We start from the raw sequence: 24176 nt of genomic DNA on the forward strand, positions 1-24176 counted from the left end.
GTGCCCACGTTCACGTGCGGCTTGGTGCGGGTGAATTTACCTTTTGCCATTTTTCAATCCTTGAAAGAGCATTCCCGTGTATTGGTTTTATGTCTGCACCCGATTGCTGATTCGCCTCGCACGGGAACGCGGCGGCACCGGATCGCAGACAAAGAGAGCCACGCACTGCGCGGCCCTGCATTCTTCAAAACTTACTTGGCGCGTGCAGCGACGATCGCTTCAGCCACGTTGCGCGGAGCTTCAGCGTAGTGCTTGAACTCCATCGTGTACGTGGCGCGGCCTTGCGACATCGAACGCAGCGTGGTCGAGTAGCCGAACATTTCCGACAGCGGCACTTCGGCCTTGATGGACTTGCCGCCACCGATCATGTCGTCCATGCCCTGCACCATGCCGCGGCGTGAGGACAGGTCGCCCATCACGTTGCCGGCGTAGTCTTCAGGCGTTTCCACTTCCACGGCCATCATCGGCTCCAGGATCACGGGGCTGGCCTTGCGGGCGCCTTCCTTGAAACCGAAGATCGCGGCCATCTTGAACGCCATTTCGTTCGAGTCCACGTCGTGGTACGAGCCGAAGTGCAGCGTGACCTTGACGTCCACGACGGGGTAGCCCGCCAGCACGCCTTGCGTCAGCGCTTCGACAACGCCCTTTTCCACCGCGGGGATGTATTCGCGAGGAACCACACCGCCCTTGATGGCGTCGACGAACTCGAAGCCCTTGCCCGCTTCCTGCGGCTCGAGCTTCAGGATCACGTGGCCGTACTGGCCCTTGCCGCCCGACTGGCGAACGAACTTGCCTTCGGCATCTTCGACGGTCTTGCGGATCGTTTCGCGGTAAGCCACCTGGGGCTTGCCCACGTTGGCTTCCACGCCGAATTCGCGCTTCATGCGGTCCACGATGATTTCAAGGTGGAGCTCGCCCATGCCGGCGATGATGGTCTGGCCCGATTCTTCGTCGGTCTTGACGCGGAACGACGGGTCTTCCTGAGCGAGACGCTGCAGGGCGATGCCCATCTTTTCCTGGTCGGCCTTGGTCTTGGGCTCGACAGCCTGCGAGATCACCGATTCCGGGAACACCATGCGCTCGAGCGTCACGACAGCCGACGGGTCGCACAGGGTTTCGCCCGTGGTGACTTCCTTCAGGCCCACGCAGGCGGCGATGTCGCCGGCGCGGATTTCGTTGACTTCTTCGCGGTTGTTCGCGTGCATCTGCACGATACGACCGATACGTTCCTTCTTGCCGCGCACCGGGTTGTAGACGCTGTCGCCCTTGGTCAGCACGCCCGAGTAGACGCGCACGAAGGTCAACTGGCCCACGAACGGGTCGGTCATCAGCTTGAATGCGAGGGCCGAGAACTTCTCGCCGTCGTCAGCCTTGCGGGTGACGGGCGCTTCGTCTTCGTCGGTGCCGTTGACCGGGGGAATGTCGGTCGGTGCGGGCATGTATTCGATGACCGCGTCGAGCATGGCCTGCACGCCCTTGTTCTTGAAGGCCGAGCCGCACAGCATCGGCTGGATTTCGCCGGCGATGGTGCGCTGGCGGATGGCCGCCTTGATTTCCTGCTCGCTCAGCTCGCCGCCTTCGAGGTACTTGTTCATCAGCTCTTCGCTGGCTTCAGCGGCAGCTTCGACCAGCTTTTCGCGGTATTCGGCGCAGACGGCGGTCAGGTTCGCGGGGATTTCACCGTAGGTGAAAGTCACGCCCTTGTCTTCGTCCCAGATGATCGCCTTCATCTTCACGAGGTCGACGATGCCCTGGAAGTGCTCTTCGGCACCGATCGGGATCTGGATCACGACGGGGTTGGCCTTCAGGCGGTCCACCATCATCTGGCGTACGCGCAGGAAGTCGGCGCCGGTGCGGTCCATCTTGTTGACGAACGCGAGACGCGGAACCTTGTACTTGTTGGCCTGGCGCCAGACGGTTTCGGACTGGGGCTGCACGCCGCCGACCGCGTCGTACACCATGACGGCGCCGTCCAGCACGCGCATCGAGCGCTCGACTTCAATGGTGAAGTCCACGTGGCCGGGGGTGTCGATGATGTTGATGCGGTGTTCGTCGAACGTGCCCGCCATGCCCTTCCAGAAGCAGGTGGTGGCAGCCGAGGTGATCGTGATGCCGCGCTCTTGCTCTTGCTCCATCCAGTCCATCGTGGCGGCGCCATCGTGCACTTCACCGATCTTGTGGTTCACACCGGTGTAGAACAGGATGCGCTCAGTCGTCGTGGTCTTGCCGGCGTCGATGTGCGCGGAGATGCCGATGTTGCGGTAGCGCTCGATGGGGGTCTTGCGGGACATGATTTACTTTCGGGTTAAATGCGTTGAGCGCTGGGCGTCGAGCACGGGCGACATCGCCCGACACTCAATACCCAACGCCCAAGCGAAGTTTGATTTTTAGAAGCGGAAGTGGCTGAAGGCGCGGTTGGCTTCTGCCATGCGGTGCACTTCGTCACGCTTCTTCATGGCACCGCCACGGCCTTCCGTGGCTTCCATGAGTTCGTTGGCCAGACGCAGGGCCATCGACTTCTCGCCGCGCTTGCGAGCAGCTTCCTTGATCCAGCGCATCGACAGGGCGAGGCGACGGACAGGACGGACTTCGACCGGCACCTGGTAGTTCGCACCACCGACGCGGCGCGACTTCACTTCGACCATCGGCTTCACGTTGTTGATGGCAACGGTGAAAGCTTCGAGCGGGTCCTTGTCAGGGTTCTTCTTTTCGATGAAGTCGAGCGCGCCATAAATGATGCGCTCGGCGATCGCCTTCTTGCCGCCTTCCATGATCACGTTCATGAATTTCGACAGCTCGACATTGCCGTACTTGGGATCCGGCAGGATTTCACGTTTGGGGACTTCGCGACGACGTGGCATTTTTCTAACCTCTTTGCTTCAGTTGGCACCGTTTCCGGTACCGCGAGAGCCAGTCAGGACTCTCACTTACTCGACCCGGGATTGGGTCACTTCGTTCGATGTGCCCGCCAAGGCAACCGAACACCGTTTGTTTTCCGACAGAAAGGCTTAAGCCTTCTTGGGACGCTTTGCGCCGTACTTGGAGCGCGACTGCTTGCGGTCTTTCACGCCTTGCAAGTCGAGCGAACCGCGCACGATGTGGTAACGAACACCGGGCAAGTCCTTGACACGACCGCCGCGAACCAGCACGACGCTGTGTTCCTGCAGGTTGTGGCCTTCGCCGCCGATGTAGGAGATGACTTCGAAGCCATTGGTCAGACGGACCTTGGCAACTTTACGAAGCGCCGAGTTGGGCTTCTTTGGCGTCGTGGTGTAGACGCGGGTGCAGACACCGCGACGTTGCGGCGAGTTCTGCATGGCAGGGCTCTTCGAATTGATCTTTTCGACCGTTCGACCCTGACGCACCAGTTGATTGATGGTTGGCATGAATGAATTAGTCCCAAAACAACCCGGCCTTGGCTGTGAAACCGTCCTGGTCCTTGACGTGACGCAAGGAAAGGAAGCCGGGAATAACGAAAACGTGAAACCCTTCGGAAAATTCCGAAAAGCCCACGAGTATAGCAGGCGAGCCTGAAACGGCAAAGTCAGGCGCTGCCGGCGCTGGCCGGCGGCCTCGCGCGCCCGGCTTTCCTTACTTGATCCAGAGGCGGACGGCGTCCCAGGCGCGGCCGAAGACACCCGCCTGCTCGACCGCTTCCAGCGCCACCAGCGGCACATCGGCCACCGGCTGGTCGTCCAGGGTCACCTTGAGCGAGCCCACGGCCTGGTACTTGGTGAACGGCGCCACCAGCGGGTCGGGGCGCGCCACCTGCGTCTTGATCTTGCTGGCGGTGCCGGCCGGAACCGCAACGACGATGGCTTCCGGGCGACCCAGTTTCAGCACATTTTCCTTGCCCTTCCAGACCGCCGGCGTGGCGGCCGGCTGGCCGGCATCGAACAGGCGGACGGCGTCGTAGGCCGTGTAGCCCCAGTTCAGCAGCTTCTGCGATTCGTTGGCGCGCACGGTCTCGCCTGAGGCACCCAGCACGATCGACAACAGCCGGCGCCCACCGGTCAGGTTGGGAAAATCGCGCTTGGCGGTGGCGATCATGCAGTAGCCGGCCGCCTCGGTATGGCCGGTCTTCAGGCCGTCGACGGTCGGGTCGCGGAACAGCAGCAGGTTGCGGTTGGTGTCGTTGGTCGACGGCGTTCCCGGATAGCGGTACTTCTTGATCGCGTAGTACTTGGCTTCCTCGGGGAAGTCGCGCACCAGCCGGGTCGCCAGGATGCTCAGGTCGCGAGCCGTGGTGGTGTGGCCGGGCGCCGTGAGGCCTTCGGGGTTCTTGTAACTGGTGTTCTTCATGCCCAGGGCCTTGGCCTGGGCGTTCATCATCTCGACGAAATGCTCCACCGTGCCGCCCACGCCCTCGGCCAGCGCCACCGTGGCGTCGTTGCCCGACTGCACGATCAGGCCCTTGATCAGGTCCTCGACCGGCACCTGCATCTTCGGGTCGATGAACATGCGGGAACCTGGCATCTTCCAGGCGCGCTGGCTGACGGGCATCGTCTGGGCCAGGGTGATCTTCTTGGCGCGCAGCGCGTCGAACACGACGTAGGCCGACATCAGCTTGGTGAGCGAAGCCGGCTCCACCGGGCTGTCGATGTCCTTCTGCGCGAGGATCTGGTTCGCGGTCACGTCCAGCAGCAGGTAGCTGCGCGCGGCGATCTCGGGCGGTGCCGGCACCTGGGCGGCAGCGATCACACCGACCGAGGCAGCGGCGGTCAGCACCAGTGCGCGAAGCGCATTGAAAAAACGATTCATGGGGAGGATGGGAAGAGACGAAAACAAGCCCGTGAGGCTTTCATTCAATGCCCGCGCGGAGGTGGCGGGCAACCAGACTTTTGAGCAGCGGCAATTGTCCGTGAAAGAAATGGCCGCCCCCGGGAATAACCGTGACAGGAAGTGACTGTGGCCGCGCCCAGTCCATCACGGCAACGAGCGGCACGGTGTCGTCGGCTTCGCCGTGGACCACCAGCATGCGCTCGTGGGCCTCGACGGGCAGCGTGGCCACCATGTTGCGCGCGGCGGCCGTGCCGACCAGCACGACCTGCTGAACGTTGCGCGCGGCCCAGAGCTTTTCAGCGGCGCCGCAGGCAACGAAAGCGCCGAACGAGAAACCGGCAATGGCCAGCGGACCTTCGGGCGCCAGCTGGCCGACGACATTCAGCATGTCTTCCAACTCGCCGCGCCCTTCGTCGTGCACGCCTTCGCTGGCGCCGACGCCGCGGAAGTTGAAGCGCACCGTCGTCCAGCCGCACGAGACGAAAGCGCGGGCCAGGGTCTGCACGACCTTGTTATCCATCGTGCCGCCAAAGAGCGGATGCGGATGGGCGATCACCGCGATGCCGCGCGGGGCATCGGCCGGCTGGTCGCGCTGCACCTCGATCGCACCGGCGGCGCCCTGGAGGCTGATCTTTTCGGTCTGGGAATTCATGGCGGGGTGGGTGGGCGGGCCGGCAGCGCCGGTCGGGAGCACGGTACGAGCGGTGGGCTCGCGGGAAAGTTCAGCGTCCGACGCCGGCAGGCAAGAGGAGCCGCTCGACGACCTCGCCGTTCTTCAGGTGCGACTCGACGATCTCGTCGATGTCGTCGGCATCCACGAAGGTGTACCAGACGGCTTCCGGGTACACCACAGCCACCGGTCCGCCGGCGCAGCGGTCCAGGCACCCCGCCTTGTTGACCCGCACCTTGCCGGGCCCGGAGAGGCCCGCCTCCTTCACCTTCGCCTTGCAGCGGTCGAAGCCTTCCTGCGCGTTGTGCATGGCGCAGGAGTCTTCGCCGTTCTTGCGTTCGTTCAGGCAGAAGAAGATATGGCGGCCGTAGTAGCCGGACGGCGCGGCGGGGGTGGGACTGGGCATCGGCCGATTTTAGTGACCGCTGTCCCGAGGCCTGAGCTCCGGCGCGAGCCGCCCCCTGCGCGACAGGGCCGCCACCACGTAAGCCAGTACCGCGAAGGGCCAGACCCATCCGAGCCACTGGGCCAGCCCGTGGAAGCGGATGAAGCGCCCCTGCTCCCAGGTGGCCAGGGTCTGCGCGAAGTACGCGCTCTCGGGCGCCTGGTTCAGCAGGCTCAGTTGGAGCACGAGCCCCACCAGCAGCAAGGCCGCGCAGAGGCGCCGCGGCGCGGCCACCAGCAGCGCACCCGCAACCAGCGCGGCCGCCATGCCGACCTGCACGGGAAGGTCCAGCCACGCCCAGGCGTGCGCGGGCCCGTAGCTCAGCGCCGCCGAGAGCGCCGAGGCGGCAATGCCCGCCAGAAAGATCAACGGGAGGAGCACCGCGCGCTGCACCAGCGTGCGCGCCACGAGGTAGCCCAAGAGGCACGGCACCAGCGCGCCGAGCATCACGCACAGCAGTTCCACCGCGGGCACCAGAGGCTCGAGCTCGAACTGGCGCACGGGCAACCAGTCGATGAAGGGCGTATCGAGCAGCCACTCGGAGATCGCGACCTCGAGCCGCTCGAACACCTGGCCCAGCCCGAAGGTGACGGCCGCGGGAAACAGCAGGGCGAACGGCCAGAGCGCGAGCAGCACGAGGGCGCCGCGCGAGTCCTCGACAAACCATTGCGAGCGCGCGCGGCCCCAGTGGGCCACCGCCCCCAGGCGCTCGAGCCCCACCGCCAGCACGGCACCCAGGACCGTGCCGGTGGTATTCAGCCCCAGGTCGACGTTGGAAGGAATGCGCGCGGGGAGATAGCTCTGCAGCGTCTCCATCGCGAAGGCGATCGCCGCGCCGGCCGCGGTGGCGCGCAGCACCGCGCCCCAGACGCCAGCGGTCCGGCGCGTGCGCAGCACCGCCAGGGCGCAAAGGAATCCGAAAGGCACGTAGCCCGCGACGTTGACCGCGAAGTCGAAACCCGTCCAGTACTTGGGCCAGGGCGCTGACAGATAGGCCCAGGGCGCGATGCCCTGGTCGCGCCAGTCGGCAAAGGGATAGAGGCTGGCGTAGACGATCAGCGCCGCATAGGCGAGCGCGAGGGGAAGCGCGGCGGACTTGTGCGGCTTCTCCACCGTGTCCATCGGGCTCAGAAGGGCTTCACGACGACCAGGATCACGATGCCCAGCAGCAGCAGCACCGGCAGCTCGTTGAACCAGCGGTACCAATGATCGCTGCGCTGGTTGCCGCCCGCCGCAAAACGCCGCAGCAGCACGCCGCAGCCATGGTGATAACCGATGGCCACCAGCACCAGCGCCAGCTTGGCATGCATCCAGCCGTTGCCCGGCCCGCGGCCGATGCCGTAGCCCAGCCAGAGCCAGAGGCCGAAGCCCAGCGCCGGGACCGCCAGGAAAGTGGTGAACCGCATCAGCTTGCGCGCCATGAGCAGCAGGCGTTCGCGCTCGGCGACCGACTCCGGTGGCACCATCGCGAGATTGACGAAGATCCGCGGCAGGTAGAAGAGCCCGGCGAACCAGCTTGCGATGAAGACGATGTGGAGAGATTTGACCCAGAGCATGGCGGCAGTTTAGTGGTCCACCGCACTGTCACGCAGAGTCGTCTCCTGACGCCCGGGAAGCCCCGGACAAAAAAAAGCCCGACGTCTTCACGTCGGGCTGGGAAGCCCTTTTGCTGTCACACATCAAGGCACCCGCTCAGGGAGGAAAAGCGGGGAGCGGCAAGCCGCCCGCTTCAGAATTTAACAAAGACGAAACAAGGTTTCAAGCGACCGAGGCACTTTCTTTGTGATTCATAACTATTTATTTAGAACTTTATAGCTACGAATTTCCGTGGTTGTCAGACAACCTGTCCCGCAGGCGACAACACGGCAATGGAATGCTTCAGGCACAATTTTCGGGATTATGACGCGCCCCTCCTCCCCTCTCGCCATGTACCCCGCCGGCCGTCCGCGACGCCTTCGCCGGGACACCTTCACCCGCAACCTGGTGCGGGAAAACACGTTGACGGTCAATGACCTGATCTACCCGGTGTTCGTGCAGGAAGGCGAAAAACGGCGCGATGCCGTCGCCTCGATGCCCGGCGTGGAGCGCCTGAGCCTGGACCTGCTGCTGCCGGTAGCCGAGCAATGCGTGGCGGCTGGCATCCCGGTGATGGCGCTGTTCCCGGTGATCGACGCGAGCCTCAAGACGCCCGCCGGTGACGAGGCTTTCAACCCCGACGGACTGATTCCCCGCGTGGTTGCCGCCCTCAAGTCGCGCTTCCCCGAACTGGGCGTGATGACCGACGTGGCGCTCGACCCCTACACCAGCCACGGGCAGGACGGCCTGCTCGACGACAGCGGCTACATCGTCAACGACACCACCGTCGAAGTGCTGGTGAAGCAGGCACTCACACAATCGCAAGCGGGCGTGGACATTGTGGCGCCCAGCGACATGATGGACGGCCGCATCGGCGCCATCCGCGCGGCGCTCGAAGCTCGCGGCGACATTCACACGCGCATCATGGCCTACAGCGCCAAGTACGCCAGCGCCTTCTACGGCCCCTTCCGCGACGCCGTCGGCTCGGCCGCCACGCTCGGCAAGAGCAACAAAAAGGTCTACCAGATGGACCCCGGCAACAGCGACGAGGCGCTGCGCGAGGTGGCCCTGGACATCGCCGAAGGCGCCGACATGGTGATGGTCAAGCCCGGCATGCCGTACCTGGACATCGTGCGCCGCGTGAAGGACGAATTCCACGTGCCGACCTTCGCCTACCAGGTGAGCGGCGAATACGCGATGCTCAAGGCCGCCGCCCAGAACGGCTGGCTCGACCACGACGCCGTGGTGCTCGAAAGCCTGCTGGCCTTCAAACGGGCCGGCGCCGATGGCGTGCTCACCTACTTCGCGCTCGACGCCGCGCGACTGCTACAAAAATAATAGCTATCCAGGCCCGCCCCATATGGGCGACCCGGGCAGAAAGACAAGAAAACCAAGGCAGGGCGATGCGCATCTTCGAAATCAACCGCTCGCAGGTCAGCGAGCATCCGGCGCTCACGCCGCTGGCCGTGCCGGGCGCGTGCGCCGCCAGCGGCTATCTCTGGATTTCGCTCACGCGCGAGGAATTTCGCGCCTCGCTGGCCGAGGTCCAGCAGATCCTGCAGACGCTGTGCCAGACCCAGCTGGTGGACCTGCACGTGGCCGACCTGCTCAACGACCAGCTGCCCTCGCACTACGACTACACCTCGCGGTACGACGTGCTGGTGTTCCGGCGCCTGGCGACCAGCCAGGGACAGGCGGCGCTGGGCAACGGGAAGGGCAATGGCAACGAGGCGCCGCCAATTCCCGCCACGCCCGCTACCAGTTCCAAGCCCCGCGGCGGGCCGCCCGTGCTGCGCCGCGTCGACACCCGGCCAGTGGGCTTCGCGGTGTTCGACCGGGTGCTGCTGTCGGTGCATCCCGAAGACGGCGCCGTGCGCGACGCCTTCGCCGCACGGCTGTTGGCGGCCGGGTCGTCCGATGACCTCGGCGCCCCGGCGCTGGACGTGCGCGCGACCTCCACGCGCGTGCCCACGGGGCCCTCGGACCTGATGCTGCGCGTCATCAACCAGATCGTGGACGGCTATCTGGACCTCAGGCGCGAGCTCACCAAGCAGCTGGACCACTGGCAGACCGAACTGATCGATCCGCGCAGCCGGTTCACCAATTGGGGAGCGCTGATGGAGGCGCGGCAGTCGCTGCACCACCTGGACGAGATCTGCGAGGACCAGCGCGCCGCCATGCAGGACTGGATCGACTCGCTGGAAACCCTGCCGCCGCCCAAGGGCGAGGCCGAACAGCGCGAGCGGGAGCTGATCATGATCCGCAGCCGCGACGTGCTGGAGCACATCGAGCGGGTGGTTCACCACGTGCACCGGCTCGAGCAGAACGCCGAGACGGCCGTGCAGATGCATTTCAGCGTCCAGGGCCACCGCGCCAACGACATCATGAGGGTGCTCACGGTGCTGACCGCGATCTTCCTGCCGCTGAACCTGATCGCGGGCATCTTCGGCATGAACTTCGAATTCATTCCGCTGGTGCACAAGGCCGACGGCTTCTGGATCGCGATGTCCGCCATGCTGGTCATCGCGGTGCTGCTGGTGCTGGTCTTCTGGCGCAAGCGCTACCTCGCGCGAACGAGATGAAGCGATAACCGCCCGCCCAACGAAAAAGGCCACGCTTTCGCGTGGCCTTTTTGCTGAACTGCCCCGAGGGGCGGGTTCTTTACTTGGCGGTAGCGCCCGTGCCTTGCTGGGCTTGAACGCGTGCGTCCATCGGGTGGGTCATGGTCGAGACGACCTTGCTGTTGACGCGCGAACCCGAGGTCACGTTCTGGTCGGGAGCGTAGGCGGTGCGAACGGCTTCGGCTTCGACGATGGCGCGGTCCTTGGACACGGCGACCGTTTCCGGGCCGCGCGAACCGCGGGTCACGTTCTGGTTCGGAGCCGCTGCGGTGCGCACGGCTTCGGCATTGACGTCGTCGCGGCTCTTGGTCGAGACAGCGGTGTTCACGCCTTGGTAGGTTTCAGCTTGGGCGCCGGTAGCGGCCAGGAGGGTCAGAGCAGCGGCGGCGAGGATGTGCGAGGTCTTCATGTCAATTCCTTGTGTTCGTCGGATGGTTGGTCCACCAGGCTTGCTCGGTCGCTTGCCTGTGCGGCGAGTTTCAGACGAAATTCCCTATCGAAAACGCTCGGATCAGAGACACGGTGTTTCCTCTATTGAAACAATGCCGACACATTGGCATGCACAAGGCAAAAAGGCCGGAGCCGCTCACGCGGACCCAGCCTTTTGAAGACCCGACGGTTGCCGACAGCTCAGCGGTCCGGCCGCTGCGGGCTTTTTTCGAACTGCGGCGGCAGTTCGCTGTTCGCGAAGGCGCGGCGGTCCACGTTCTGGTTCGGCGAGTGGGCGGCGGCCACGGCCTGCGCACGCACCGAGGCGCGATCGAGCAGGCTCGGCCGCGTGGTCAGCGGCGATGCCATCACGTCGCCGTACACATTGCCGCGGCGCGCGGCGGCGGCCGCTTCGGCGTCCACCTGCGCACGGCTCCCGGCGATCTTCAGCGGCTGCACCGGCTCGAAACCCTGTGCGTGCGCGGCGGCGGCGGTCAGGATCGACAGGGCGGCAACGGCGATGATGTTCGAGGTGTTCATGGTTCGGCTCCTTCGGCGCGTGGACCGAGTGTGACGCAGGTCGCTTCGGAAAAACGCCGGAGAATCGAACCACCGCGTTCCCCGAACGGAAACAATGGGCTCTTTGACATGGACAGTCTCGATCTGATCAGAACCTTCCGCGAGGTCGCCTCGCACGGCAGCTTTTCGCAGGCGGCCAAGAAGCTGGACATGTCGAAAGCCACCGTCAGCAAATACGTGGCCGAGCTCGAAACCCGCTTCGGCGTGCGGCTCCTGAACCGCTCCACGCGCTCCGTGAGCCTCACCGACGCCGGGCAGTTGCTGCTCGACCGCAGCACCCCGGTGCTCGAAATGGTGGAGCTCACCCAGGCCGAGCTGCAGGATCGCGCCAGCCAGCCGGCCGGGCGCCTGCGCATTTCGGCGCCCCACGGCATGGGCAACGGCGAGTTTCCCAACCTGCTGGCCGACTTCATGCGCTATTACCCCGACGTGAGCATCAGCCTGCAGCTGACCAACCGCACGGTCGATCTCGCCGAAGAAGGCATCGACGTCGACATCCGCAGCGGCCCGGTCGAGGACGCCAACCTCATCGTGCGCAAGCTGCGGCTCATGGAGATGGTGGTCTGCGCCTCGCCGGTTTACTGGAAGAAGCACGGCATCCCCGAGCACCCGCGCGACCTGGCCGGCCACGAGGCGCTCACCCATTCCCTCCTCGGCGCGCAGCCGGTGTGGCGCTTCGACGATGGCGGCGAGCCGTTGGACGTCCACGTCAAGAGCCGCATGGACTGCACCGAAGGCGCGCCGCTGATCCGGGTGGCGATGCGCGGTTTCGGCGTGATCTACCTGCCCTCGATCCTGGTGCAGTCGCACATCGAGCACGGCGAACTGGTGCCGGTGCTGCAGGACTACACGCGCAAGGACATGTGGCTCTCGGCCGCCTACCTGCAGCGGCGCCACAACAGCGCCGCGCTGCGCGCGCTGCTCGATTTCCTGCAGACCCGCGTGGGCGACGGACCGGGCCTCAAGCGCAAGCCGTGAAATGAAAAAAGCCCGGCATGACCGGGCTTCTTCTTGCGCTTATCAGCAGATCAGCCGACGTGCTTCGCGAAGAACGCGAGCGTGCGTTCGCGTGCCAGCTTGGCCGCGTCCGCGTCATACGAGCCGCGCTGGTCGCAGTTGAAGCCGTGGCCCACCGGGTAGACATGCACCTCCACCTCGGGATGCGCCTTCTTGAAGCTCTCGATGGTGTCCAGCGGAATCCAGTGGTCCTGGTTGCCGAAATGCGCGAGCACCGGCACCTTGGGCTGGCGCGCGGTTTCCTGGGGCGAGGTCATGCCGCCGCCGTAGTACGGCGCCGCGGCTGCCAGGCCCGGCAGCAGGCTGGCAGCACGCCAGACCAGCAACCCGCCCCAGCAGTAACCCACGATGCCGACCTTGCCGGCCTTCGATGCATAGGCGATGGCCGCCTCGATGTCCTGCAGCACGCCGGGCGCGGGCAGCGCCTCGGCCGCGGCCTTCAGGGCGGAGCCCTCCTTCATGTCCTCGTCGCTGTAGCCGAGCTCCACGCCCGGCTTCACGCGCTGGAAGGTCGCCGGCGCGACCGCGAGATACCCGTCAGCCGCATAGCCGTCGGCCACCGAGCGGATGTGCGAGTTCACGCCGAAGATTTCCTGCACCACGACCACCGCGCCGCGCGGCTTGCCCGCGGGCTCGGCCACGTAGGCGGGAAAGGTGAAGCCGTCCTTGGCTTTGAGATCGATGAATTGGCCCATGTTCGTCATGCTCCTGATAGCGATTGAATAAAGAAGGTTGTCGTCACTTGCGCAGCGCCCGCTCGACGAAATCGAGCCGGTCCTGCCCCCAGAAAATCTCGCCATCAATCACGTAGCTCGGCGCGCCGAACACCTGGATGTCGATGGCCTCCTGCGTGTAGGCCTCGTAGCGCTCCTGCACCGCCTGGCTTTGCGATTGCTCCGCGCGCTTGGCCGGCAGGCCGCATTCGACGACCAGCGCTTCGAGCACGTTCGGATCGCCGATGTTCCGCTCCTGCACCCACACCGCCGCGAACACCGCCGCGCAGACGCGCATCGCGGCCTCGGTGCCGTCGTGGATATCGGCCGCGATGATGATCCGCGCCGCGTCGTCGCTGGCCACCGGAAAGAACTTGGGCTTGGTGTTCATCGGCAGGCCCAGGTGCCGCGAGAACCGCGCCATCTCCACCAGCCGGTACGCCTGCCGCTGCGGCGCCCGCTTGCCCAGCGGCAGCCCGCCGGACACGGGGAACACGCTCCCCATGTCGATCGGCCTCACGCGCACCGTGGCGCCTGCGGCGGCCGCGATCTCCGCGAATCGGGTATGACCCAGATAGGTCCACGGGCTCTGGGGCGCAAAGTAGTAGTCGATCGTCTTGTGCATTCAATAACCTCCGTGCTTCGCACTGCGGTGCGAGCTTGCTTGGGGCGGCCCGGCACGGCGCTCATGCTCATGCGCCGGCCCTCGAATGATGTAATCCAAGCCGACGGTTTTAACTGACACCCGGTTTCTCTGCAGGAGGTAGGTTTTGAATCCAGTGCTACTCATCACCGGCGGCGGACGCGGCATCGGCGCCGCCACCGCCCTGCTCGCCGCGCAGCGCGGCTACGCGGTGGCCGTCAACTACGCGAGCAACTCGCTGGCGGCCGACGAAGTGGTGCGCACCATCCGCGCCGGCGGCGGCACCGCCATTGCCGTGCAGGCCGACGTGGGCGACGAAGCCCAGGTGCTCGCGATGTTCCAGAAGGTCGACACCAAGCTCGGCCGCCTCACCGCCCTGGTCAACAACGCCGGTGTGGTCGACGTGCAGGCGCGTGTCGACGAGATGAGCGTCGCGCGGCTGGAGCGCATGTTCCGCATCAACGTGATCGGCAGCTTCGTCTGCGCGCGCGAGGCCGTGCGCCGCATGAGCACGAAGCACGGCGGCGAGGGCGGCGCCATCGTCAACATCTCCAGCGGCGCCGCGCGCCTGGGCTCGCCGGGCCAGTACGTGGACTACGCGGCCAGCAAGGCGGCCATCGACACGCTCACCATCGGCCTGGCGAAAGAAGTGGCCGACGAAGGCATCCGCGTCAATGCGGTGCGCCCGGGCCTCATCGACACCGAGATCCATGCCTCGGGCGGCATGCCCGATCGCGCCTTCGAACTCGCCCCCACCGTGCCGATGAAGCGCACTGGCAGCCCCGAGGAAATCGCCCGCGCCATCCTCTGGCTGCTGTCGGCCGAGGCGAGCTACACCACCATGGCGCTCCTCGACGTGACCGGAGGAAGGTAGCCATGAGCACCTCGATGGACCTCATCAAGCCGCTGGTCACGCTGGTGGCCATCGTCAACCCGCTGGCCATCGTGCCTTTCTTCATCCACTACACGCAGGGCTACAGCGACGCGCAGCGCCGCCACACGGTGCGCATGTCGGCCTTCAGCGCCTTCGTGGTCATCGCGGTCAGCGCGCTGCTCGGGTTGCAGCTGCTGTCGTTCTTCGGCATCTCGATCGCGAGCTTCCAGGTCGGCGGCGGCCTGCTGCTCCTCATGAGTTCGCTCTCGATGCTCAACGCCAAGCCGGCCGAGAGCAAGACCAACGTCGAGGAACTGCGCGCCACCGAGGTGAAGGCCTCGATGGGCGCCTCCATCGCGGTGGTGCCGCTCACGATTCCGCTGCTGACGGGGCCCGCCACGATCTCCACCGTGGTGATCTACGCCGACAAGGCGCAGCACCTGTGGGAGCTCGCGGTGCTGGTGGGCTACGGCGTGGTGGTGGCGCTGGCCACGGCGCTGGCCTTCTCGCTCGCGCAGCCGATCGCGCGCGTGCTGGGCAAGACGGGCATCAACATCATGACGCGGCTGATGGGCCTGATCCTCGCGGCGCTCGCCGTCGAGGTGATGGCCGACGGGCTCGGCAAGCTGTTCCCGATCCTGTCGAAAGTCGCCTGAACGCGAAAGCTCAGCCCAGCATCTTCTCGATGATCTTCCAGTGTGCCGGCTCCACCGGCGTGATGGACAGCCGGTTGCCCTTGCGCAGCACGATCAGCTCGGCCAGTTCGGGCCTGGCACGCAGTTCGGGCAACGCCAGCAACCGGGTCTTGCGCACCGCCTGCACGTCCACCAGCAGCCAGCGCGGGTCTTCCTTCTTCGAAGCCGCGTCGTAGTAGGGCGACTTCGCATCGAACTGCGTCGGATCGGGCTTGATGCCCGAGGCCACGCGCGCGATGCCTGCGATGCCCGGCTCCGGGCAGCTCGAGTGATAGAACAGCACGCCGTCGCCGACCTTCATGCCGTCGCGCATGAAGTTGCGCGCCTGGTAGTTGCGCACGCCGGTCCACGCCACGGTGGCGCCGGGCGCGGCGAGCGCGTCGTCGATGGAGACTTCGTCGGGCTCGGATTTCATCAACCAGTACTGGGGCATGGCGTTCTCGCGAAGATGTGTTTTCGCGGAATATAGCCGCTCGCCCCGATGCTGCGCGATGGCCTACGGCGTCACGTAGTCAGAGACGACGACCCACTTGCCATCCTTGATCTGCGACAGCCGCGACTGCTCGTTGCCCAGCCGCTTGGTGGCGGTGTAGTTGCTCTTGGGGCTGCCGAACATGTCAGGCTCGAAGGTCATGCTGTCCATCGCCTTGATGAAGCTGTCGGTCGTCAGGGTCGGGCCGGCCTTGGTCGCCGCCTTGATGAACGAATCGATGATCACGTAGCCGTACACCGAGAACACCGTCGGGTCTTCGTTGAACTTGGTCTTGTACTTGTTGGCCCAGAAGCGCAGCGGCTGCGACTGCTCGTCGGTGTAGGGGTTCTGCACCGTCATCGTCGCGTACACGCCGTCCATCGCCTTGCCGCCCAACTTGTGAATGAGGTCGGTGTACGCCGCGCTGGAGCCGATGAAGGTCGGGTTGAAGCCGGTCTTGCGCGACTCGCCCACCGTGCCGATGGTCTCGCGGATGATCGTGCCCAGCACCACGAGATCGCAATTGGCCGCCTTCATCTTCGCGACCTGCGAGCTGAAGTCCGTCGCGCCGCGCTTGAACGAGGTCTTCTCGGTCAGCTCCATGTTCGCGGCCTTCAGCCCCGCCTCGGCACCGCGCTGCACCTCGAGCCCGAACTCGTCGTCCTGGTAGATCGTGCAGACCTTCTTGGCGCCCTTGTCCTTGATCATCTTGGGCAGCGCCAGCCGGATCTGGTCGTAGTAGGTCGCTGCGAACGAGTACTTCAGGCGATTGAGCGGCTCGTACATCTCGCGTGCCGCGGTGATCGGCATGTAGTTCACGATGTTCTTGTCGAACTGCACCGGCATCGCCGCCATGTTCTGCGCCGTGCCGATGTGGCCGGCCATGATGAAGATCTTTTCCTGGTTCACCAGTTTCTGCGCGGCCAGCACCGCCTTCTTCGGGTCGTAGCCCGAGTCCTCCACGAAGAGCTTGAGCTTGCGTCCGTTGAGGGTGCCCTGCTCGTTGAGCTCGTCCACGCGCAGCTGCATGCCGTTGCGCGCCTGCTTGCCGAAGCCCGCGAGCGGACCCGACAGGTCCTGGATCGTGCCGATCCGGATCTCGTCCTTGCTCACGCCCTGCTGCTGCGCGGACGCGAGCGTCGCGATCAGGCCCAGCACGGCCAGAGTCGTCACTGTCTTGAGCTTCATGCGGTTGTCTCCTCGGGTTGACACAAAAAACGTTGGCACAAAAATTCGGCCACCGCTCAGCGGTACATCGCTTCGATCCGCTCTGCGTACTTCGTCTGCACCAGCTTGCGCTTGAGCTTCATCGTCGGCGTGAGCTCTTCGTCCTCGGCACTCAGCTGCGTCTCGAGCAGGAAGAACTTCTTGATCTGCTCCACGCGCGCGAACTTCGCGTTGACGCGGTCGACCTCGCCCTGAATGAGGTCCAGCACCTCCTGCGCGCGCGTGAGGCTCTCGTAGTTGCTGAACGGCACATCGTTGTCCTGCGCAAACTTCTCGACGTTCTCCTGATCGATCATCACGATCACCGTCAGGTAGGGTTTCTTGTCGCCGATCACCACCGCATCGGTGACGTAGGGGCTGAACTTGAGTTCGTTCTCCAGCTCGCTCGGCGTGATGTTCTTTCCACCTGCCGTGATGATGATGTCCTTCATGCGGTCGGTGATGCGGAAATACCCTTCCGCGTCCACCAGGCCGACGTCGCCGGTGTGCAGCCAGCCGTCCGCGTCGATGGTCTCGGCCGTCTTCTCCGGCAGGTTGAGGTACCCCATGAAGACATTCGGGCCGCGCACCAGGATCTCCCCGGTCGCGGGGTCCAGCCGCACCTCGTTGTAGCTGGTGGCCGGGCCGATGGAGCCCGGCGCGATGCGCGACGGCGGCACGCCCGTGGAGGCGCCGCACGACTCGGTCATGCCCCAGACCTCCAGCATCGGCACGCCCAGCGCGAGGTACCAGCGCACGAGCTCGGGCGAAATGGGCGCCGCGCCGGTCACGAGAAAGCGCGCGCGGTGAATGCCGATGAGCTTGCGCACATTGTTGAGCGCAAGCCAGCGCGCGATGCGGAACTTCAGGCGCAGCCCCGCGCCGATCGGTTGGCCCTGCAGCACGCGCTCGGCGATCTGCTGGCCCACGCCGATGCTCCAGCCGTAGGCAGCCTGCTGCAGCCGGCTCGCCTCCTTCAGCGAGATCATCACGCCCGAATAGAACTTCTCCCACACGCGCGGCACGGCCGTGAACACCGTGGGCGAGATCTCGCGCACGTTCTCGGGCACCGTCTCGGGGTTCTCCACGAAATTGAGGATCGAGCCGGTGTACATCGCGAAGTATTCGCCCCCCATGCGCTCGGCGATATGGCACAGCGGCAGGAAGCACATGCGCTCGTCCGTCTCGCCCTGCGCGAGCAACGTGTTGTAGCCGCGCATGGTGTAGACCAGCCCGTGGTGGCTGTGCATCGCGCCCTTGGGCTTGCCGGTGGTGCCGGAGGTGTAGACGAGGATCGCGAGGTCTTCCGCGCGGCAGGCGGCGATGCGTTGCGCCAGTGCCTGCGGGTTGGCGGCGAGATGGTCGCGGCCCATGGCGCGCAGCGCATCGAGGCTGATGACGCCGGGGTCGTCCAGGTCGCGCAGGCCTTCCATGTCGAACACGATCACCTTGCGCAAGAGCGGCAGCTGCGCGCGCACTTCGAGCGCCTTGTCCAGTTGCTCGTCGTCTTCCACGAAGAGCACGGTGGTGCGCGAGTCCTCGCAGAGGTAGGTGACCTGCGAGGCCGCATCGGTCGGGTAGATGCCGTTCGACACGCCCCCGCAGCTGAGCACGGCCACGTCGCACAGCACCCACTCGATGACGGTGTTGGAAAGGATCGAAGCGCACTCGCCATGCGCAAAGCCCAGCGCCAGCAGCCCGCCCGCGATCTCGCGCACGGCCTCGGCGGTCTGCCGCCAGGTCCAGGTGCGCCAGATGCCGAACTCCTTCTGCCGCATCCACACCTTGTCGCCGCGCATCTCCACGGCCTTCCAGAACACCGCGGGAATCGTGTCGCCCGGCACCACGACATCGAGCCGGGGTTGAAGATGCGCCAGGTCCCAGAGACCGGCAGGAGCGCGCAGTGCGACAGTGCTCATTCGAAAACCTTCGTGCTTCGCACTGCGGTGCGAGCTTGCTTGGGGCGGTCCGGCGCTGCACTCATGGCCTCATCTCCAGTTCTTCTTCTTTTTCCAGCGCCGCTCGCCGCGCACGCCGTCGTCCTTCACGCCGAGGTAGAACTCCTTGATGTCCTCCTTCTCGCGCAACCGGTCGCAGGCATCTTCCATGACGATGCGGCCGTTCTCCAACACGTAGCCATGGTCGGCGGCGTTGAGCGCCATGTTGGCGTTCTGCTCGACCAGAAGAATGGTGGTGCCGCGCTCGCGGTTGATGCGCACGACGATCTCGAAGATCTCCTTCGTGAGCTTGGGGCTCAGGCCCAGGCTGGGCTCGTCGAGAAGAATGAGATGGGGCGCCGCCATGATGGCGCGCGAAATCGCGAGCATCTGCTGCTGCCCGCCCGAGAGCAGCCCCGCGTCCTGCGCGGCACGCTCGCGCAGGATGGGAAAGTAGGTGTAGACGGTCTCCATGTCCCGCGCGACGCCGTCGCGGTCCTTGCGGGTGTAGGCGCCCATCAGCAGGTTGTCCTTCACCGACAGCAGCGGGAACACCTCGCGCCCCTCGGGCACGTGGCTCAGGCCCTGCTGCACGATGAAGGCGGGGTCCTTGGCGGTGATGTCCTTGCCCTGGAACTCGATGCTGCCCTTGCGCGGATCGATGATGCCGGAGATGGTCTTCAGGATCGTCGTCTTGCCCGCGCCGTTGGAGCCGAGCACCGTGGCGATCTCGCCCTGCTTCACTTTGAGGCTCACGCCGCGGATGGCCTTGATCGGGCCGTAGGCGCTTTCCACGTTCAGCAGCTGGAGGACGACGTCGCTCATGCCGCCACCCTCCGCAAGCTGCTCACGTCGTCCACCGTGCCGAGATACGCCTCGATGACGCGCGCGTCCGCCTGCACCTCGCGCGGCGTGCCGGTCGCAAGCACCTCGCCCTGGTTCATCGCGAGCACGCGGTCCGACACCTTCGAGACCAGCGACATGTCGTGCTCGACCATCAGCACCGAGACGCCCAGTTCGTGCTGGATGTCCTGGATCCAGAACGCCATGTCCGCCGTCTCCTCGACATTGAGCCCCGACGACGGCTCGTCGAGCAGCAGCAGCTTGGGCTCGGTGCACAGCGCGCGCGCGAGCTCCACCACCTTGCGCACGCCGTAGGGCAGGCCCGCCACCATCGAGTCGCGGTGATGCTGCAGGTCGAGCAGCTCGATCACCTGCTCGGCCTTCTCGCGCGCCGCGATCTCGGCGCGCCGCGTGGCGGGCGTGAAGAACACCTCGCTCCAGAAGCCCGTCTGCCGGTGCGTGTGGCGGCCGATCAGGAGGTTGTGCAGCACGGTCGCATGCTCGAAGAGTTCGATGTTCTGGAAGGTGCGCGCAATGCCCAGCGCCGCGATCGCATGCGGCGCCTGCTGCGTCAGCGCGAGCGGGCCGGCCGCGGCGCCATGCCATGTGATCTCGCCGGTCGTCGGCGTGTAGATGCGGCTGATGAGGTTGAACACCGTCGTCTTGCCCGCGCCGTTCGGTCCGATCAGCGTGAACACCTCGCCGCGCCGCACGTCGAAGCTCACCTTGTTGACCGCGAGCACGCCGCCGAAGCGCACGCTCAGGTCCCTGGCCGAAAGGAGGATGTCGCCGTTGCCCGTCGTCATCTCAGCCGGTCCGATTTGGTGAACGACTTCTGCCGCTTGAAGAGGCCCTTGCGGTAGAACGGAAAGAGTTGCAGGTACGTCCTGACCTTGAGCCACCGGCCGTAGAGCCCCAGCGGCTCGAACAGCACGAACGTGATCAGCACCACGCCGTACACCAGCCCCTGCAGGCCGGGCGCCTGGCCGATCACGGCCGGCAGCCAGTCCTTGCCCATCGAGATGAGCTGTGGCATCGCGATCAGGAAGATCGCGCCGAGGAACGCGCCGTGCACCGAGCCCAGGCCGCCGATCACCACCATCAGCAAGAGGTCGATCGACTGCAGGATGTTGAACTGGTCCGGCGAGATGAAGCTCAGCTTGTGCGCATACAGCGCACCGCCCAGCCCCGCGAGCGCGGCCGAAATCGCGAACGACATCGTCTTGTAGCGCGCAAGATGAATGCCCATGCTCTGCGCCGAGATCTCCGAATCGCGAATCGCGACGAAGGCGCGGCCCGTGGGCGAGCGCAGCAGGTTGAGGATGCCCAGCGTGCTGAGCACCGCCACCACCAGGCACAAAAAGTAGAAGCCGTCGCCCGAGCCCAGCGACCAGCCGAAGAGCTGCGGCGACTTCACATGCAGCCCCGCGTTGCCGCCCGTGACGCTCTCCCACCGCGCGAACACTTCCTCGACGATGAAGCCGAACGACAGCGTCGCGATGCCCAGGTAGATGCCCTTCACGCGCAGCGCCGGCAAGGCCACCACCACGCCCACCGCCGCCGACAACGCTGCGGCCGCGAGCAGCGCGAGCGGGAACGGCACGCCCATGTTGGTGAGCACGCCCTGCGTGTAGGCGCCCGTGCCGAGGAACGCCGCGTGCCCGATCGAGAACTGCCCCGTGAAGCCCGCCAGCAGCATCAGGCCCAGGCCGACGATGCCGTAGATCAGCACGAAGGTCAGTTGCGCGAGCCAGTACTCCTCGATCACCCACGGCGCTGCGATGAGAAACGCGACGAGCAGGCCGTACCAGAACACATGGCCGCCGTGCCGCGCAAGGCGGATGTCCTGGTCGTAGCTGGTCTTGAAGATGAAGCGCATGAACGTTCAGACTTTCTTGCGCAGCTTTTCGCCGAAGAGGCCGTTGGGCTTGATCATGAGCATCAGCAGCACCACGATGTACGGCGCCGTGTCCTTGAAGCCGTCGGGCAGATAGAACCCCGCGAACGATTCGACGATGCCGATCACCAGCCCGCCGACGATCGCGCCCGGCAGGCTGCCGAAGCCGCCCACCACCGCCGCCGGAAAGGCCTTCAGCCCGATGAAGCCCATGTTCGCGTGCACGAAGGTGATGGGCGCGAGCAGCATGCCCGCGATGGCCGCGACCGCGGCCGCGAGCCCCCACACCAGACCGTTGAGCCGCTTCACCGGAATGCCCATGTAGTAGGCCGCCAGCTGGTTCTGCGAGGAGGCCTGCATCGCGATGCCCAGCTTGCTGTAGCGGAACATCGCGAACAGCAGCGCGCACAGGATGGCCGTGGCGACGATGATCGCGAGTTGCTCCAGGTTGACCACGAGCTCGCCCAGCTTCCAGATCTGGTCCTTGTAGGGCACGGGCAGCGTGTGGGTCTCGGTGCCGATGCCCGGCACCATGGTGATGAGGCCGCGCGCCACGTACGCGATGCCGATGGTCAGCATCACGATGGAGAACTGCGGCTGCCCCAGGATCGGGCGGATCACCGCCAGCTCCAGCAGCACGCCGAAGGCGGCCATCGCCACCACCGCCAGGATCGCCGCGAGCCAGAACGGCATGCCGAAGAGCGACATGCCGGCGAACGCACCGAAGGCGCCGAGCATCATCAGGTCGCCCTGCGCGAAGCTCACGGTTTCGGTGGCCTTGTAGATCAGCACGAACCCGAGCGCGATCAGCCCGTAGATGCACCCTTGCGCAATGCCCGACAGCAGGAGTTGGAGGATCTGCATGGGGCGCCTGTCTCCGGCCTACTGCCTGAAGCCGCCGGCCGCGTCGTGCAGCGCGAGGCGGCGCGATCCGGCCAGGATGTCGCTGGGTTTCAACCCATAGACCTGGCGGATCGAATGGCTGAAGTGCGTCGAGTCGGGGTAGCCGGTATCGAGCGCGATGTCGGTGAGCGTGGTGGTCTGGCGCACGTAGCGCAACAGGCTGCGTGCGCGCTTCCAGGCGCGGAAGGCGCGAAACGCCATGCCGGTTTCCTGCTTGAAGAGGTGCAGGAAGCGCGAGAACGACAGGTGCACCGAGGCCGCGCAGTCTTCGGCCGAGGTGGGCGCGGCGGGGTCGGCCACGAGCGCATCGATGACGCGGCGGATGCGCGCATCGAGCACGCGCGGCGCGAGCGCCCCGCCGAAGAGGAGCGCATCGAAATCGAAGCCCTCGAAATCGGTGCCGCGCCCCGAGGCGGCGAGCAGGTGCGCATGGGCATCGCGCACGCGCTGGACGAACGCCGGCGCGTCGACCGGGCCGCAGTGCTGCATGAAGGCGGGCATGCGCGCGGGATCGACCGATTCCGATTCGACCAGCAGGTTGAAGATGAGCGGGTGCGGGCTCTCGACATGGTGCGGCACCTGCGGCGGCACCACGATGAGTTCGCCCGCCTGCCAGGCGCCGCCACCGATGCGGATGCGGATCGGCGGCACGCCCGCGGGCGACACGTACACGCCGTGCCCGCCCATCGTGCGCTCGGCCGCCGCACCGAGCAGGCCGGCGTAGAACACGCGCTGCGGCGTGAGCCACATGAGGCGTTCGCCCTGCCGTGCGCCACCGTTTTCCGGAGGCGCATTCCTTGCTCGCTGCATGGTGTTTGTCTCCTGCATCGGGTCCGGCCTGCCCAGCGCTGGGCGGCCTCGTGTTGGCTGGATCGTAGCGGCGCAACCCTGCTGCGCGGCATGCATTTGCGCGGGGACTTTCCCTAGGCTTGCGCGAACGCGCGATGCAACTCGGTGGCGCAAAGCGCGACGGCCGTGTTGGCCTCGTCCAGCACCTTGCCCATGGTGATGAAGCCATGGATCTGCCGCTCGAAGCACACGTAGTTCGCGCGGTTGCCGGCGGCGGTGAGCGCCTCCGCATACGCGAGGCCCTCATCGCGCAGCGGGTCGTAGCCGGCGGTGATCACGAGCGCGGGCGGCAGCCTCGACAGGTCGGTGTGCAGGAGCGGCGAGGCGCGCCAGTCCAGGTCGTGCTTCGCGTCGGTGATGTAGTGGTCGTGGAAGTACGTCATCGTGTCGCGCGTCAACAGGTACCCCTGCCCGTTCGCCTGGTGCGACGGGTGGCCGCGGCGCATGTCGGTGGCGGGGTAGATCAGCAGTTGGAAGGCGATGGGCAGGTCGCCTGCATCGCGCGCGGCGATCGCCACCACGGCCGCGAGATTGCCGCCCGCGCTGTCGCCGCCCACCGCCAGGCGGCTCGCATCGAGGCCCAACGTCGCGGCTTCGCGGCGCACCCAGCGCGTGGCGGCCAGCACGTCGTCGACGGCGGCGGGAAAGCGGTGCTCGGGGCCCATGCGGTAGTCGACTGCGACCACCGCGCACCCCGCGCCGTTGGCCAGCTCCCGGCACAGCACGTCGTGCGTGTCCAGGTCGCCGATGACCCAGCCACCCCCGTGGTAGTACACCAGCACCGGCAGCGGGCCGGCGCCCGAACCCAGCGGACGGTAGAGCCGCACCGGGATGGTGCCGTGCGGGCCGTCCGCCGCGAGGTCGCGCACCTCGGCCACTTCCGCGGGCAGCGGCTGCGTGGCGGCGCGGCGCTCGCGGTAGAAGGCGCGCGCATCGGCGGGCGAGAGGGTGTGGGTCGGCGGAATGCCGCGCGCCTCGATGAAGTCGAGCAAGGCGCGCGCCTGGGGATGCAGCATGGTGTCTCCG

General features: G+C 65.9%; 26 protein-coding genes. 5 read left to right on the forward strand and 21 right to left on the reverse strand.

Translation table 11 applies throughout. The features are described from left to right. Positions 1 to 191 precede the first annotated feature (191 nt). The 8 genes from fusA to JC881_RS26395 all read right to left on the reverse strand — a co-directional run bounded on the left by fusA (position 192) and on the right by JC881_RS26395 (position 7453). Positions 192 to 2291, reverse strand: a complete 2100-nt coding sequence (fusA, locus tag JC881_RS26360; protein ID WP_198788664.1) for an elongation factor G — start codon at positions 2289 to 2291, stop codon at positions 192 to 194. A 96-nt stretch (positions 2292 to 2387) separates the two neighbouring features. Continuing rightward, positions 2388 to 2861, reverse strand: coding sequence for a 30S ribosomal protein S7 (gene rpsG / locus JC881_RS26365; RefSeq protein ID WP_013543947.1), 474 nt, complete (start codon positions 2859 to 2861; stop codon positions 2388 to 2390). 147 nt (positions 2862 to 3008) lie between these two features. Then, the gene (gene rpsL / locus JC881_RS26370; protein ID WP_013543948.1) at positions 3009 to 3386 is read right to left on the reverse strand and encodes a 30S ribosomal protein S12; all 378 of its coding nucleotides are present in this window, start codon (positions 3384 to 3386) and stop codon (positions 3009 to 3011) included. A gap of 205 nt (positions 3387 to 3591) precedes the next feature. Next, positions 3592 to 4761, reverse strand: coding sequence for a D-alanyl-D-alanine carboxypeptidase family protein (locus tag JC881_RS26375; protein ID WP_198788665.1), 1170 nt, complete (start codon positions 4759 to 4761; stop codon positions 3592 to 3594). 40 nt (positions 4762 to 4801) lie between these two features. Continuing rightward, positions 4802 to 5434, reverse strand: coding sequence for an alpha/beta hydrolase (locus JC881_RS26380; protein ID WP_198788666.1), 633 nt, complete (start codon positions 5432 to 5434; stop codon positions 4802 to 4804). A 70-nt stretch (positions 5435 to 5504) separates the two neighbouring features. After that, positions 5505 to 5858, reverse strand: a complete 354-nt coding sequence (locus JC881_RS26385; RefSeq protein ID WP_198788667.1) for a (2Fe-2S) ferredoxin domain-containing protein — start codon at positions 5856 to 5858, stop codon at positions 5505 to 5507. Positions 5859 to 5867: 9 nt separating this feature from the next. Continuing rightward, positions 5868 to 7019: a VanZ family protein gene (locus tag JC881_RS26390; RefSeq protein ID WP_198788668.1), complete on the reverse strand. Its 1152-nt coding sequence runs from the start codon at positions 7017 to 7019 to the stop codon at positions 5868 to 5870. A gap of 5 nt (positions 7020 to 7024) precedes the next feature. Beyond that, the gene (locus JC881_RS26395; RefSeq protein WP_198788669.1) at positions 7025 to 7453 is read right to left on the reverse strand and encodes a CopD family protein; all 429 of its coding nucleotides are present in this window, start codon (positions 7451 to 7453) and stop codon (positions 7025 to 7027) included. A 343-nt stretch (positions 7454 to 7796) separates the two neighbouring features. On the opposite strand from JC881_RS26395, the gene hemB reads away from it, so the two are divergent. Beyond that, entirely contained in the window at positions 7797 to 8810 is a 1014-nt protein-coding gene (gene hemB / locus JC881_RS26400) for a porphobilinogen synthase (RefSeq protein ID WP_233102058.1), read from the forward strand. A gap of 65 nt (positions 8811 to 8875) precedes the next feature. Next, positions 8876 to 10054 carry a magnesium transporter CorA family protein gene (locus tag JC881_RS26405; RefSeq protein ID WP_198788671.1) on the forward strand — a complete coding sequence of 393 codons (1179 nt, stop codon included), beginning with the start codon at positions 8876 to 8878 and terminating at the stop codon, positions 10052 to 10054. A 79-nt stretch (positions 10055 to 10133) separates the two neighbouring features. Here the strand turns inward: JC881_RS26405 and JC881_RS26410 are convergent, their stop codons facing one another. Further along, positions 10134 to 10502 (reverse strand): DUF4148 domain-containing protein, encoded by a 369-nt coding sequence (locus JC881_RS26410; protein WP_198788672.1) that lies wholly within the window; start codon positions 10500 to 10502, stop codon positions 10134 to 10136. Between the two features lie 221 nt (positions 10503 to 10723). Beyond that, positions 10724 to 11062 carry an alpha/beta hydrolase gene (locus JC881_RS26415; RefSeq protein WP_198788673.1) on the reverse strand — a complete coding sequence of 113 codons (339 nt, stop codon included), beginning with the start codon at positions 11060 to 11062 and terminating at the stop codon, positions 10724 to 10726. A 108-nt stretch (positions 11063 to 11170) separates the two neighbouring features. Between JC881_RS26415 and JC881_RS26420 the strand changes: the two genes are divergently transcribed. Further along, positions 11171 to 12079, forward strand: coding sequence for a LysR family transcriptional regulator (locus JC881_RS26420; protein WP_198788674.1), 909 nt, complete (start codon positions 11171 to 11173; stop codon positions 12077 to 12079). 50 nt (positions 12080 to 12129) lie between these two features. On the opposite strand, the gene JC881_RS26425 is transcribed toward JC881_RS26420, so the two are convergent. Further along, the gene (locus JC881_RS26425) at positions 12130 to 12813 is read right to left on the reverse strand and encodes a dienelactone hydrolase family protein (RefSeq protein WP_198788675.1); all 684 of its coding nucleotides are present in this window, start codon (positions 12811 to 12813) and stop codon (positions 12130 to 12132) included. A 43-nt stretch (positions 12814 to 12856) separates the two neighbouring features. After that, entirely contained in the window at positions 12857 to 13456 is a 600-nt protein-coding gene (locus JC881_RS26430; protein ID WP_198788676.1) for a 2-hydroxychromene-2-carboxylate isomerase, read from the reverse strand. Between the two features lie 145 nt (positions 13457 to 13601). Between JC881_RS26430 and JC881_RS26435 the strand changes: the two genes are divergently transcribed. Next, entirely contained in the window at positions 13602 to 14348 is a 747-nt protein-coding gene (locus JC881_RS26435) for an SDR family oxidoreductase (protein ID WP_198788677.1), read from the forward strand. A gap of 2 nt (positions 14349 to 14350) precedes the next feature. Next, positions 14351 to 15004: a MarC family protein gene (locus tag JC881_RS26440; RefSeq protein ID WP_080898413.1), complete on the forward strand. Its 654-nt coding sequence runs from the start codon at positions 14351 to 14353 to the stop codon at positions 15002 to 15004. A 10-nt stretch (positions 15005 to 15014) separates the two neighbouring features. On the opposite strand, the gene JC881_RS26445 is transcribed toward JC881_RS26440, so the two are convergent. The 9 genes from JC881_RS26445 to JC881_RS26485 form a co-directional block, all read right to left on the reverse strand. Further along, complete coding sequence (locus JC881_RS26445) at positions 15015 to 15476, reverse strand: EVE domain-containing protein (protein WP_198788678.1); 462 nt, start codon at positions 15474 to 15476, stop codon at positions 15015 to 15017. Positions 15477 to 15539: 63 nt separating this feature from the next. Continuing rightward, positions 15540 to 16703, reverse strand: coding sequence for an ABC transporter substrate-binding protein (locus tag JC881_RS26450; RefSeq protein WP_198788679.1), 1164 nt, complete (start codon positions 16701 to 16703; stop codon positions 15540 to 15542). Positions 16704 to 16759: 56 nt separating this feature from the next. Next, on the reverse strand, positions 16760 to 18640 hold the full coding sequence (locus JC881_RS26455; protein ID WP_198788680.1) for an AMP-dependent synthetase/ligase: 1881 nt from the start codon (positions 18638 to 18640) through the stop codon (positions 16760 to 16762). Positions 18641 to 18709: 69 nt separating this feature from the next. Beyond that, positions 18710 to 19483, reverse strand: coding sequence for an ABC transporter ATP-binding protein (locus tag JC881_RS26460; protein ID WP_198788681.1), 774 nt, complete (start codon positions 19481 to 19483; stop codon positions 18710 to 18712). Further along, positions 19480 to 20307 (reverse strand): ABC transporter ATP-binding protein, encoded by an 828-nt coding sequence (locus tag JC881_RS26465; protein WP_198788682.1) that lies wholly within the window; start codon positions 20305 to 20307, stop codon positions 19480 to 19482. Before JC881_RS26465 ends, JC881_RS26460 begins: the two co-directional genes overlap by 4 nt. Beyond that, positions 20304 to 21380, reverse strand: coding sequence for a branched-chain amino acid ABC transporter permease (locus tag JC881_RS26470; RefSeq protein ID WP_198788683.1), 1077 nt, complete (start codon positions 21378 to 21380; stop codon positions 20304 to 20306). Before JC881_RS26470 ends, JC881_RS26465 begins: the two co-directional genes overlap by 4 nt. 6 nt (positions 21381 to 21386) lie before the next feature. Continuing rightward, positions 21387 to 22262, reverse strand: a complete 876-nt coding sequence (locus tag JC881_RS26475) for a branched-chain amino acid ABC transporter permease (RefSeq protein WP_198788684.1) — start codon at positions 22260 to 22262, stop codon at positions 21387 to 21389. An 18-nt stretch (positions 22263 to 22280) separates the two neighbouring features. After that, positions 22281 to 23111, reverse strand: coding sequence for a helix-turn-helix domain-containing protein (locus JC881_RS26480; protein ID WP_198788685.1), 831 nt, complete (start codon positions 23109 to 23111; stop codon positions 22281 to 22283). Between the two features lie 113 nt (positions 23112 to 23224). Next, positions 23225 to 24166 (reverse strand): alpha/beta hydrolase, encoded by a 942-nt coding sequence (locus JC881_RS26485; RefSeq protein ID WP_198788686.1) that lies wholly within the window; start codon positions 24164 to 24166, stop codon positions 23225 to 23227. Positions 24167 to 24176: the final 10 nt, after the last annotated feature.

Origin of the sequence: Variovorax sp. IB41, from assembly GCF_016405905.1 — a bacterium.
Classification (GTDB): Bacteria; Pseudomonadota; Gammaproteobacteria; order Burkholderiales; family Burkholderiaceae_C; genus Variovorax.